At 68.9% G+C, this 11,777-nt stretch carries 10 protein-coding genes and 3 pseudogenes; 5 read left to right on the top strand and 8 right to left on the bottom strand.

Going from position 1 to position 11,777, the window contains the following annotated elements; translation table 11 throughout:
* Window positions 1-66: 66 nt before the first annotated feature.
* The 4 genes and pseudogenes from ACFPZI_RS04285 to ACFPZI_RS04270 form a co-directional block, all read left to right on the top strand.
* A pseudogene (locus ACFPZI_RS04285) lies at window positions 67-358 on the top strand (transposase); the annotation flags it as partial.
* A gap of 461 nt (window positions 359-819) precedes the next feature.
* On the top strand, window positions 820-2,646 hold the full coding sequence (locus tag ACFPZI_RS04280) for a glycoside hydrolase family 3 protein (RefSeq protein ID WP_381358388.1): 1,827 nt from the start codon (window positions 820-822) through the stop codon (window positions 2,644-2,646).
* Between the two features lie 434 nt (window positions 2,647-3,080).
* Window positions 3,081-3,404 carry a transposase gene (locus ACFPZI_RS04275; RefSeq protein ID WP_381358385.1) on the top strand — a complete coding sequence of 108 codons (324 nt, stop codon included), beginning with the start codon at window positions 3,081-3,083 and terminating at the stop codon, window positions 3,402-3,404.
* 113 nt (window positions 3,405-3,517) lie between these two features.
* Window positions 3,518-4,279: an IS3 family transposase gene (locus tag ACFPZI_RS04270; RefSeq protein WP_381358404.1), complete on the top strand. Its 762-nt coding sequence runs from the start codon at window positions 3,518-3,520 to the stop codon at window positions 4,277-4,279.
* Here ACFPZI_RS04270 and ACFPZI_RS04265 read toward each other — a convergent pair.
* Both ACFPZI_RS04265 and ACFPZI_RS04260 read right to left on the bottom strand, forming a co-directional pair.
* A complete protein-coding gene (locus ACFPZI_RS04265) occupies window positions 4,231-4,683 on the bottom strand; it encodes a hypothetical protein (protein ID WP_381358406.1) in 453 nt (150 codons plus the stop codon). The genes ACFPZI_RS04270 and ACFPZI_RS04265 overlap by 49 nt on opposite strands.
* A pseudogene (locus ACFPZI_RS04260) lies at window positions 4,617-4,835 on the bottom strand (hypothetical protein); the annotation flags it as partial. The pseudogene ACFPZI_RS04260 and the gene ACFPZI_RS04265, both read right to left, overlap by 67 nt.
* A 314-nt stretch (window positions 4,836-5,149) precedes the next feature.
* Between ACFPZI_RS04260 and ACFPZI_RS04255 the strand changes: the two are divergent.
* Window positions 5,150-5,674, top strand: coding sequence for a hypothetical protein (locus tag ACFPZI_RS04255; protein WP_381358382.1), 525 nt, complete (start codon window positions 5,150-5,152; stop codon window positions 5,672-5,674).
* Window positions 5,675-6,178: 504 nt separating this feature from the next.
* On the opposite strand, the gene ACFPZI_RS04250 is transcribed toward ACFPZI_RS04255, so the two are convergent.
* The 6 genes and pseudogenes from ACFPZI_RS04250 to ACFPZI_RS04225 all read right to left on the bottom strand — a co-directional run.
* Window positions 6,179-6,907, bottom strand: a complete 729-nt coding sequence (locus tag ACFPZI_RS04250; RefSeq protein WP_381358379.1) for a TIGR00366 family protein — start codon at window positions 6,905-6,907, stop codon at window positions 6,179-6,181.
* An 83-nt stretch (window positions 6,908-6,990) separates the two neighbouring features.
* Window positions 6,991-7,521: pseudogene (locus ACFPZI_RS04245) on the bottom strand (TIGR00366 family protein); the annotation flags it as partial.
* Between the two features lie 71 nt (window positions 7,522-7,592).
* On the bottom strand, window positions 7,593-8,756 hold the full coding sequence (locus ACFPZI_RS04240; RefSeq protein ID WP_381358377.1) for a CapA family protein: 1,164 nt from the start codon (window positions 8,754-8,756) through the stop codon (window positions 7,593-7,595).
* A complete protein-coding gene (locus tag ACFPZI_RS04235) occupies window positions 8,753-9,208 on the bottom strand; it encodes a hypothetical protein (RefSeq protein ID WP_381358373.1) in 456 nt (151 codons plus the stop codon). The genes ACFPZI_RS04240 and ACFPZI_RS04235 overlap by 4 nt, the downstream gene beginning before the upstream one ends.
* A gap of 136 nt (window positions 9,209-9,344) precedes the next feature.
* Window positions 9,345-11,264, bottom strand: coding sequence for an ABC transporter ATP-binding protein (locus ACFPZI_RS04230; protein ID WP_381358371.1), 1,920 nt, complete (start codon window positions 11,262-11,264; stop codon window positions 9,345-9,347).
* Between the two features lie 253 nt (window positions 11,265-11,517).
* Window positions 11,518-11,777 (bottom strand): response regulator transcription factor (locus tag ACFPZI_RS04225; protein WP_381358368.1); only part of this gene is annotated, 260 nt, incomplete at its 5' end.

The raw sequence follows: 11,777 nt of genomic DNA, 5'->3' as shown, positions 1-11,777 counted from the left end.
CAACTCCACCCACAGCAACCCCCTTGCATGACCTGCGAAAACGCTAACTACCCGGCCTTGGGGGAACTTCAGTCGGACCTGCCACGCAAGAATTGCTGGACGCTCGCCGAGTACGCCGGGGATGCCACCCCGGACGGCCTGCAGCACCTGCTGTCCAGGGCCAGATGGGACGCCGACGCGGTCCGCGACGACATCCGCGGCTTCGTCGTCGAGCAGCTGCACGACCACGACGTGGTGTTGGTCGTCGATGAGACCGGCGACCTGAAGAAGGGCCGCCACGGTGGGCGTGCAGCGTCAGTACACCGGCACCGCCGGACGCGTCGAGAAAAGTCAGGTGGCCGTTCACCTCGCCCACGCTTTCCTTGCCGCGGCAACCGCCGATGAACGTGCACAGGAACAGGCTCCGGACGACCTGATCCCGCTGACCTGCAACGAGATCCAGCACCTGTTCACCACACTCGTCGCCCGGACCGTCCACACAGACATGCACGGGCTCCGTTGGTCCGAGTGGCGACGACGCCACCAGGCCCGGGCCCGCGCCTGCCACTACCAGCGGCGGACCGCCCGACAACCATGAAGATCACGATCTACGGCTGGATTACTGGGCGCCTCAAGGATCACAGGAAGCAACGTGTTTCACGTATCAGCCCAGCTTAGAGCACCCACGCATACGGCAGGAGAGCCCTCATTTCGTCTAGACCTATTTTGTCTAGACCTCTTGCCCTGCCCGTGATCTGCGGGCTACGTTTCCCGCTGTTCGGAGTCCTTCACGTTTCCTTCGATTCCCTTGATGGGCAAGGCTGGAAGGAGCATGTCCGCATGCAGGACCGGAGTCTGTCCAGACGAACCATCCTCGCCTCCGCGACCGTGGTCGCTGCGAGCGCAACGGGCATCGTGGGCGTTACGGCCACCCCCGCGGTCGCGCACAAGCGCGACAACCGCCTCAAGAAGATCATCTCCAAGATGAGCATCGAGGCGAAGATCGGCCAGCTGTTCGTGCCGTACTTCTACGGTACGTCGGCGACTTCTCCCAGCCAGTTCGACCAGGACCGCAACCTCAGGGAACTCGGCGTCCGCACCGTTGCCGAGCTCATCGTCAAGTACCACATCGGCGGTGTCATCTACTTCTCCGGCTGGGCGAACAACATCCAAGACCCCCGCCAGATCGCGGACCTGACGAACGGTGTGCAGCGGGCCTCGCTCGCGTTGCCCATTCCCATCCCGTCCCTGATCTCCATCGACCAGGAGCACGGGGTCAACGTCCGCATCGGCAGCGGAGCCACCCAGCTGCCGGGCGCGATGGCGCTCGGCGCGGGCCGCTCGCTCTCCGACGCGCGCACCGCCGGACGGATATCGGGCACCGAACTCGCCGCCCTGGGCATCCATCAGAACTTCGCCCCGGTCGCCGACGTCAACGTCAATCCGGCCAACCCCATCATCAACGTCCGCTCCTTCGGCGCCGACGCCCGCGAGGTCGGTCGCATGGTGGCGGCCCAGGTGACGGGTTATCAGCAAGCCGGCGTCGTGGCCTGCGCCAAGCATTTCCCGGGCCACGGGGACACCGGGGAGGACAGCCACACCGAACTGCCCGTGATCACCCACACCCGCGAGGAGTGGGACCGCATCGACGCCCCGCCCTTCAAGGCCGCGATCGCCGCCGGCGTCGACTCGATCATGACCGCGCACCTCCAGGTCCCCGCGCTCGACCCCAGCAACGAACCGGCCACCCTGTCGCCCAGGATCCTCCAGGGCGTGCTGCGTGACGAATTCGGCTTCGACGGCGTGATCGTCACCGACGCCCTCAACATGCGCGGCGTGCGCACCAAGTACGGCGACGACCGCGTGCCCGTCCTCGCCCTGAAGGCCGGCGCCGACCAACTGCTGTTCCCGCCGGACATCGACGTCGCCTACAACGGCGTCCTGGCCGCCGTCCGCAGCGGAGAGATCACCGAGGCCCGACTCGACGAGTCGGTCCTGCGCATCCTGCGGGTCAAGGACAAGGTCGGCCTGCTCAGCGGCATCCCCTACATCTCCCCGAAGGAGGTCGACCGGGTCGTCGGCGCCCGCGAGCACCGGCTCGCCGCCGCCCGGATCGCCGAGCGCACCACCACCCTGCTGGTCAACGAGGACGAGGCGCTCCCGCTGCGCCGCAGACAGAAGAAGCTGCTCGTGGTCGGCGCCAGCCCGGCCTTCCCGACCGACGACACCCGCACCACCGTGCCCGAGCTGGCCAAGGCGTTCGACGAACTGGGCTACAGCACCACCCACCTCGCCACCGGCCGGGCGCCCGACGCGGCGAAGGTCGACGAGGCCGTGGCCGCCGCACGGGGACGGGACGCGGTGGTGGTCACCACCGACAACGTCGGCGCCACCAGCGCCCAGCGCACCCTGGTGTCCCGGCTGCTCGCGACGGGCATCCCCGTCGTCCATCTCGCGGTGCGCAACCCCTACGACATCGCCCACCTCGGCGACGTCCCGGCCTCACTGGTCTCCTACTGCTGGACCGAGGTCGAACTGCGCGCCGCCGCCCGGGTGATCGCCGGCCGGGTCGAGCCGCGCGGCAAGCTGCCCGTGCCCATCCAGCGGGCCGACGACCCGACCAAGACGCTCTTTCGCTCCGGGCACGGCCTGTCGTACGACGACTGACGTCCGCGTCCTCGCACAGCTTTCCGCCCCGGTACCCCCTGAAGGGGGGAGCACCGGGGCCGGCCAGCCCGATGCCAGCAACGCACCATCCCCGGCCAGCGGTCGACGCAGTGTGAGCAGGACACCCCGGTCAACGATGTCAGGAGCCAGGCCTCCACCGCAGGACAGCACCCACCAAGTCTCCCCACACTCGAAGCCCCGGCCCCAACCCCGCTCAAAACGTCCGCTCCCGTTCCCCGACCTTGTCGCCCGAGCTGAACGTGGGCAGATCGACACCAGCCGGGCAGATAAGACGTCGTTTCTTCTGTCTTTGGCGTTCGCTGGTCGGTTCATGGCAGATCTGGTTCAGCGGCTTGTTCCGGACGGGCTGTGGGAAGTGTCCTGAGGTTCCCCTCGTAGCGTGGAGTCCGTGACAGCAGGGGATGTTGGTTGTCATGGCGGAGAAGCGTCGTAAGTTCACGGCGGAGTTTCGTGAGGGGGCGGTACGCATCGTGACGGAGACCGGGAAGCCGGCCCCCGAGGTCGCGAAGGACCTGGGGATCAACGAGACGACCCTGGCGAGCTGGGTCTCGCGGGCGAAGCGGGTCGGAAAGGCCACGCCGGAGGACAAGGACGCGTTGATCGCGAGGCTGACGGCGGAGAACGCGGCGCTGAAGAAGGAGAACAAGGAGCTGGGGATGGAGCGTGATGTCCTCAAACGCTGCATGGTCCTGTGGGTGAAGCAGCTGCGGCGGACCCGGCCGCCGTGGCCGGGGTGATCAGCGACAACAGGACCAAGCACGGCATCCCGCACACCGTCTCGTGCCACGCCCTGGGCGTGAGCGAGTCATGGGTTTACAAGTAGCGCGATCGCCCGCCGACCGCCCGAGAACTGCGCAGGCGGCGGCTGGCCGACGAGATCGAGGAGATCTTCAACGAGTCCGGCGGTACCTACGGATCACCGAAGATCTTCATCCTGCTGGTCCGCAGAGGCTGGCGCGTCTCGGTGAACACCGTCGCGAAGCTGATGGCCGAACTCGGCCTCGTCGCACAGAAAGTGAGACGCCGGAGCGGGCTGACCAGGCCGGGCAAGCGGCCGGCCGCACCGGACTTCGTCAAGCGGGACTTCACCGCCGAGGTACCCGACCTCGTCTGGGCGGGCGACATAACAGAGATCGTCACCGAGGAGGGCAAGTTCTACCTCGCCACGGTCATCGACCTGTTCTCCCGGCGTCTGCTCGGCTACGCGATGGGCTCCCGCCACGACGCGGACCTGGTCGTAGCCGCGCTGAACATGGCAGCGGCCATCCGCGGCGGCGACGTCCGCGGGGTGATCTTCCATTCGGACCGCGGGAGCGACTACGTCTCACGGAGGTTCGCCCGCGCCTGCCGCCGGCTGGGCGTGACGCGGTCCATGGGCCGGGTCGGTTCGTGCTTCGACAACACCGTCAGCGAGGCATTCAACAGCGTGCTGAAGGTCGAGTACGTCCACCGCCACACTTTCCGCACCCGCACCGAGGCCCGGATCAGGATCGCCACCTGGATCACCGACTTCTACAACACCCGCCGACTACACAGCGTGTGCGGGTTCAAGAGCCCGATCGACTACGAGAACGAGTACGGGGCCGGCCTCACCGTGGGACTGGCCGCATAGGAAGGACTCCACAGTCCGAGGGGATTGACACCCGCCTCCTCCACCCAAGCCTCGAAGGCAGACGGCGGTGCGACCACGAGCATGGCATGCGCTGCTCCTCGGGCCCGCAGCGCGGCGAACACAGCGTAAGCCACGGTGGTCTTACCCGAGCCCGGCACGGAGAAGTTCGCTCCGCCGCCGACGGCGAGCAGCCGGGCCACGGCCGTGCGTTGGAAGGGCCGCAGCGGCCGGATGAACCCCATGGCGGGGAGGTCGAGTTCGTCCGGCCACTGGGACTGTTCGGCGACGTCCAGGGCGAGCAGCCGGGCCAGTCCGTCCGCCGCCGCGACCCCGCCCGCGCGCAGGCGTTCGGCGGCCGGGGTCCACGTCCACCGGGCGGCCGGCGCCGCTGGGAGTAGTCCCACCGACGGGCGACCACCTTGCGGTGCCATGCCGGCAGTGTGCCCGGCGTGACCGGGAAGATCTGCGTCCAGCGGCGGCGGGGGATCAGCGAGGACAGGGCCGCGAGCCACAGCCGGTCCGCGGGTTTGTCGTCTGTTCCCTGCAGCCAGGGCATGACGCCTTCGAACGCCCCGGCCTCCTGTTCCTTGGTCAGCCCCAGAGCCATGGGCATCAGTGTGCCGGTGCGGTCAGGTTGCCTCGAACCGAGAAGTCGCGGCATGGGAGCGCGTGTGTGCGGCAGCGGCGAGCTCTGGAACTGACGACGCCGAGAGCACATCACACGCATGACACCGCGCCTTCCCCGCGTGCCTGCGGACGGATACCGTCCGCCCTCTGGCGGACGCGCGTAGATATCCGCCATGATCTGCGTGCACCACCTGCACAGCCACCCCCCAAGGAAACCTGGCCCCCAGCAGGAAGGGTTCGCACATGAAGGCCGTGAAGGCTCTGAGGCTCCCGAGGATCCGCTCGGTCCTGATCGCTCTCGCTCTGATCATCGCCCCCGGCGCCGCCGTCATCGGCACGGCGGGTGAGGCGTCCGCCGCCACGAAGATCAGCCACGCCACCGCGACCTCGATGTTCCGCGAGGTGGGCATCACCTGGTCGTCCTCCGGCAACTGCTCGAACCGCAACACCTCGACATGCACATCGTTCGAACAGCTCAACCTCGCCACCGCCCAGGGCGCCCAGACCCTCAAGCGGGCCAGCGGCTGCGCACTGAACCTCACCGGCGGCACCGAGACGGGCCACGCCTCCGGGACGTACTCGCACTGGAACGGCTACAAGCTCGACTACAGCAAGTACACCTGCCTCGGGAACTACATCAAGAACAACTTCGCCTACATCGGGGTACGCGGCGACGGCGCCCAGCAGTGGCGTTCCGGTTCCGGCAACATCTACGCCGAAGAGGGCAACCACTGGGACGTCACATACCACAACTGCGGCGGCTGTTGAGCCGTACCCCGCAGCCACCGTTCGGCCCGTTGAGGACGGGCCGAACGGTGGGCCCGGTCGGTTGGGGCTGTGGGCACGCTGTTCGGTCCCTCAACGGTCAGCCACGACTGCGGTGGTGAGGCGAGCGTGGTGCCGACGGGCCCCAAGTCCGGCCCGGGGGCCGGATCTCAACAGTTGCCAGGCGTGTCGACTCCATGTTCCTGGCATGCCCGGGCCAGCGCGTATAGGATGCGCTGCCGGTTGCGCGGTCCGCTCGGCCTTGGGCATCCCAGCGCCCTGTGGGCGGCCACCGCCATCGGCACGGCCTTCATCGTGCGGGTCAGCCACCCTCCACCTCGTCGGCACGATCGAGGGCGCGGCTGAGTTCCGCAGGGAGCCATCATCGGTTCCCGCCCCTTCCACGCCGGTGCTTGGCGCCCCGCTACGGTGTACCGTCCGGGCGCTGGATATGACCCTGACCGTCGGCTCGGACGGCTCCTCCCGCACGCTGCGGGTACGGCGCGATTACGGGAACGGCAGGGTCTGCGCGAGGATCGTGACCACGATCAGGACCACGGGGAAGCAGGCGAGGAACATCGCGAACGTGTACCCCATGATGTCCCGGGCCTTGAGGCCCAGCACCGCCGGCGTCGGAAGCATCCAGAACGGCTGCAGCAGGTTCGCCGAGGCCTCGCCGAGGTCGTACACGACCACCATCCACCCCTGGTTGACGTGCAACTGGTTCGCCGCCTCCATCACGTAGGGAGCCTCGATGACCCACTTGCTGCCGCCGCTGGGGACGAAGACGCCCAGTACCGCCGAGTAGACCGCGATGAGCGGCGGGAAGAGCATCTCGTTGGAGACGCTCACCATCCAGCCGGCGATCTCCTTGGACAGGCCGGTGAACGCGATCATGCCGAAGATGCCGCCGTAGAAGGGGAACTGGAGCAGCACCCCGGACGCCGCGGGGGTCCCCCGCCGAACCGCCTCGACCATGCGCATCGGGCGCCAGTGGAGGCAGAGCGCCAGCAGGATCAGGACGAGGTTGACCGTGTTGAGGTCGATCGCCGCGACCGGGTTCCCCTCGACGCTCGTGAAGTGGCGTACCAGATACCACAGACCCAGTATCCCGACCAGGACAGTGAGCAGCGGGCTGCGCTCCAGCCAGTCGCCCGGACGCGAACCCATGGCGCCGGAGGCCGCCTCCTCCTTCCCGTCCTTCTCCTCCAGAAGCGGACGCAGCTCGATCCCCATCTCCTGGGCGGTCTTGGCGCGCGCGGGCGAGGGGCGAGGGACCCGGCCGTGACGACCGCCACCACGAAGACCACGAAGGTCGCCAGCACGCTCTGCCAGGTGAAGATCGTTTCGGTGAGCGGGATGATTCCCTCGCCGTCCCGCCCCTCGGCGATGATCTCCTGCACGGCCTCGGGGCTGGAGGCCGGGCTGGCCACCTGCAGCGCCACGGAACCCGACAGCCCCTGGGCCCACACCGTGCCGAGTCCGAGGAACGCCATGGCGCCGAGCGCCCGGTAGTCGACGCCGCGGACGACGCGGGCGATCCCCTTCGCCAGGATGGCGGTGAAGATCAGGCTGAACGCCCAGTTGAGATAGGAGGTGATCATCGCAACCGCGGCAGTGAACGCGATCGCCGCGCGCGGCGACTTGGAGATCCGCGCCATGCGGGTGATCAGCCGGGCGACCGGAGCGGACACAGCGACGGCGTACCCACCGATGATGATCATCGCCATCCGCAGGGTGAACTGGATCAGCGACCAGAAGCCCTGACCCCACGCGTCCACGAGGGTGGTGGGGCTCTCCCCTGCGCCCGGCCAGGAAATCGGACAGTCCGGCCAACAGCCGCACCACATCTTCCGTGTTGTTGTAGGGGGCGAGGCCCACCCGCACTCCTGCGTGCTCCGGGAGAACTCATCGCCCGTCCTCACAAGGCGCCGTCGGCTGGATCTTCCGATCTGAGGCTGCGCGGCGGGGGGCGCTGACGGCTCGGCTCCAGCAAGAGTGTGCCGTCCGGTTCGAGAACCGGGTGCACGGTAGCGCTGACACGGTCGAGGGTTGCGTGCATCCAGGTGGCGTCCTGGTGCGGGACGGGCTCCAGCCGCATACGCCGGGAACGCAGGGGCACCATGCGCAGGTCGAGGAACCGGCCGGTGTCCGCCGCCACCGTGACGAAGTAGGCGAGCCGGAGGTCGTCGCGGTACTCCTCGTAACCGCTGATGCCCTCGTAGTCGTCGATGAAATCGCCGCAGCCGTGCAGGACCAGCCTCTGCCGGTACACCTCGATGGGGCGGGGGTGGTGCGAGGAGTGCCCGTGGACGAGGTCGGCGCCGCCGTCCACCAGGGCGTGCGCGAAACGGATCTGCTCGCAGGGGACGGGGTAGCCCCAGTTGGAGCCCCAGTGCACGGACACGACCACGATGTCGCCCGCACGTTTCATCCGCCGTATACGCTCCACCACCGCGGCGGCCGTGGTGGCCGACAGGTCGGGGATATGGGCGACGCCGGAACGGGCCGCGGTCGCCGCCCATCCGGACGGGATACCGCTGGAGCTCGCCCCCAGGGCGAGGACGAGGACATGGCCGCCGGTTCTGACGGGAACGGCCGCCGGCCGGTACGCCTCGTCGGCACTCCGCCCGGCGCCCGCCACCCGCAGGCCCGAGCGTTCGAGCGTGTCCAGCGTCTCTGCCAGGCCCGCCCGGCCGAAGTCCAACACGTGGTTGTTGGCCAGGACGCAGACGTCGGGCCGGGCCACCGTAAGGGCGGGTACGTTGGCTGGATGCATGCGGTAGTGAACCGCCTTGCCGGGGGCGAACGCGTCACTGCGCGTGATGGAAGTCTCGAGGTTGACAATCCCTACGTCCGGGGTGGCCACGTCCAGCAGCCGGAGTGCCTCACCCCACAGCCAGGACGGGGGCACGGGGGCCGGGATCGGTCCATTGACCGACTCGGCCATACGGACGTAGGCGCGGGCATCCGCGACGCAGGTCTCCCGCAGCACCGGATCGCCGGGGTGGGCCAGGATCTGGTCGACGCCGCGGCCGAGCATCACATCGCCGCACACGAACAGCGTCACCACGCTGCTGGTCATGTAATAAGGGTAAACGCGCCCCTGCCGAGGTGGGCCGGGCTCCGTAAGGGTCCCGGCCGACGCGCATCCGGGCCGGCGGCGGCTTCAGCCGGAACGCGTGCCATCGGTCTCCCCGCCCAGATGGGCCCGGAACCCGGTGGCAGCAGCCGCGGCGACCTGCTCCAGGCTGCCCGTCCGGCGAAGAGGTGGGTCGCGGGATGTCGTGCTCCGCGGTCAGTCGGAATGACCACCTTCTCGCGGACGAACTCCGGTTCCTGCACGCCCTTCACCGGGTCGTCCGCCATCGCCCCCTTGTCGTAGGCGTTCCGCAGGATTGCCTTGAGGGCGCGGAAGATGTCGACCCGGTTTCCCCGGCCGGCACCGTCGGCCTCCAACTCGTCCAGGAAACGCTCGACCACGATCGGCGTGACGGAATTCAGTTTCCGAGATCCCAGACGCGGAACGATGTGCACGTTGAACCGTCCCGGTTACGTTGAGGAGAGTGCCGCTCCGCCAGTCGGTGGAGCGCGGACCCGACCTTGGAAAAGGCCGGCTGACGCCGGACCTCGTGGGGAGGGGCGGCCCGGCGAGGGCCGGGAACCGGCTCGATCATGCGGGCCCGGTGCTCGTGCGAGCCCGCGGCGACACCTTTCCGCCCCGGTCCGATGCCGGTTCGGCCAGTCCCGGCAGTTCGGCGAGAGCGGCTCCCGGTGGATCGTCGTCGGGGGCCGGCTCACCGTTCTCGCCGAGGAAACCGCCCGACTGGTGCCGCCACAGCCTGGCGTAGGCGCCGTCCACGGCGAGCAGTTCCCCGTGAGTGCCCTGCTCGACGACGCGTCCCCGGTCGAGGACGACGAGACGGTCCATGCCGGCGACGGTGCTCAGACGGTGGGCGACGACGAGGGCCGTCCGTCCGTCCATCAGCCGCCACAGGGCGTCCTGAACGAGGACTTCGCTCTCCGAGTCCAGCGCGCTGGTCGCCTCGTCGAGCAGCAGGATCGGGGCGTCGCGAAGGACCGCCCTGGCGAGGGCGACCCGTTGGCGCTGACCGCCCGACAGTTTCACCCCCCTCTCCCCCACCAGAGTGGCGAAGCCCTCGGGAAGCTGATCGGCGAACTCCGTGACGTGGGCGGCCGCGGCCGCCGCGTGGACCTCCGCGTCGGTGGCGCCGGGCCGGGCGAAGGCGATGTTGTCCCGCAGGCTGCGGTGGAACATCGCGGGTTCCTGCGGAACATAGGCGATCAGTGAGCGCAGGTCGGCCTGGCACAGCCGGCTGATGTCCTGACCGCCGATCAGGATGCGTCCGCCGTCGATGTCCGACATCCGCAGCAGGAGCCGGGTGAGTGTGGTCTTGCCACCGCCGGACCTGCCGACCAGACCGATCCGCGCACCGCCGGGCACGTCCAGGTCGAGACCCTGAAAGATCGGCTCCGCACCCTCGTGGGCGAAGGTCACCGCCGCGAAGCGGATGCCGGTGTCCCGCGGCGCGAGCGGTTCGGCCTCCGCCGAGTCCAGCACGGTGGGCGGGTCCAGCAGCAACTCCGTGAACTGTGCCGCCTCGGTCATCGAGCTCTCCAGACGCCGGTAGATCTGGTTGAACTCGAACATGATCTGGGTCGCGTTGGAGTAGTAGGTGAAAGCGACGACGATCTCCTCCACCCCCTGGCCCGGGCCACCGAGGGCGATGACGACCAACAGGCCCAGCACGTTGGTCAGCACGGCCATGGGGGCGATCAGGGTGTCCACGCGCAGGTTGCCGTAGTCCCACGACTTCAGCGTCAGGCGCCGGGATTCCGCGACACGGCGGCGGTGTTCGTCGGCCTCCCGCCGCTCGGCTGCGAACGCCCGGATGGTCTCCATGTTCATGAGGCTGTCGGCGACGTGGCCGGAGACCCGGGCGATCGCCGCCTCACGGTCGTTGACGAGCCCCTGCCGGCGACGGATCAGAGGCGTCGCGGCCACCGCGGTCAGTGCGATCATCAGGAGGAGGCCGGCGACGAGCAGCGGTTCGTAGTGCCAGAGCACGACGGCGCCGAACACCAGGGGCACGAGGCTGCCCACGATCCGGTACGTCAGCGTGTCGACGAAGTCCTCGAAGCGCTTGCCGAAGCTCAACACCCTTTTGGTCAGGGAGCCGGCGAAGTTGTCGTGGAAGAACGCGGCGTCCTTGGCGAGGAGTTCGTCCATGCCGAGCACGTACAGGTGCTCCATGCCGAGGGCGTCCACGCGGTTCAGGCAGTGCTGCCCGACCCGCCACACAACCTCGGCGAGCAGCAGCACCGCGCCGAAGCCCAGCACGTACGGCAACGCCGAGGCGAGGGTGAGACCCCCGTCGTCGGCGGCCTGCCCCGCGAGTTTGGCGATCAGCAGAGGGGCGACGTAACGGATGCCGATGTTGCCCACGGCCGGCAGCAGCAGCGCGGGCAGGGCCAGCCGTCGCAGTCGCAGCAGTTCCCGGCCGTAGCGGCGCAGCGCGAGAACGACCGCGCTCCTGCCCGGCACCGGCCTTTGCGTATCTGTTGTCGCCATCACACTCCCGGAGGTTCGGAAGTCGGAAGTCTCCCGTCCGGGCAGGTGCCCGGTCCAGGCATTTACCGCGTACGGGCGAGAACCGGACACCGCGAGCAGGGGCGCCGGCCGGCGCTCAGGACCCTACGGCTGCCGATCGCCCGCGGCGCACCGCCGAACGGGTGATGTCGAGGGATCGGGCACCGTCCGCGAAGGCTGCCCTGCTGAGTTGCATGCCGGTTCGAGGCAGCCTCGGAGTCCGTACGTGCGCGGGTCAGCGGCGGATGAGGCCGAGGTCGGTGACGGTGGCGACGGCGGCGGTACGCGAGTCGACGCCGAGTTTGGCGTAGACGCGGGCCAGATGGGACTTGACGGTGCCCTCGGTCAGGTGCAGACGGCGGCCGACGGCCTGGTTGGACAGGCCCTCGGCGACCAGGGCGAGGACTTCGGTCTCGCGCCGGGTCAGGGCGGTGCCCGGCATACGCAGCCGGTACATCAGCCGGTCCGCGACCGTGGGGGCCAGGGTGGTGCGGC

The sequence above is a fragment of the Streptomyces chlorus genome, assembly GCF_042655885.1.
GTDB lineage: Bacteria > Actinomycetota > Actinomycetes > Streptomycetales > Streptomycetaceae > Streptomyces > Streptomyces chlorus.
This window is presented reverse-complemented; position numbering and strand designations above follow the sequence as displayed.

What these genes read in the sequence shown, in the direction of transcription:
- ACFPZI_RS04280 (WP_381358388.1), top strand. Translation starts at nt 820, where the DNA reads ATGCAGGACCGGAGTCTGTCCAGACGAACCATCCTCGCCTCCGCGACC.
- ACFPZI_RS04275 (WP_381358385.1), top strand. Translation starts at nt 3,081, where the DNA reads ATGGCGGAGAAGCGTCGTAAGTTCACGGCGGAGTTTCGTGAGGGGGCG.
- ACFPZI_RS04255 (WP_381358382.1), top strand. Translation starts at nt 5,150, where the DNA reads ATGAAGGCCGTGAAGGCTCTGAGGCTCCCGAGGATCCGCTCGGTCCTG.
- ACFPZI_RS04250 (WP_381358379.1), bottom strand. Translation starts at nt 6,907, where the DNA reads ATGGGGATCGAGCTGCGTCCGCTTCTGGAGGAGAAGGACGGGAAGGAG.
- ACFPZI_RS04240 (WP_381358377.1), bottom strand. Translation starts at nt 8,756, where the DNA reads ATGACCAGCAGCGTGGTGACGCTGTTCGTGTGCGGCGATGTGATGCTC.
- ACFPZI_RS04230 (WP_381358371.1), bottom strand. Translation starts at nt 11,264, where the DNA reads ATGGCGACAACAGATACGCAAAGGCCGGTGCCGGGCAGGAGCGCGGTC.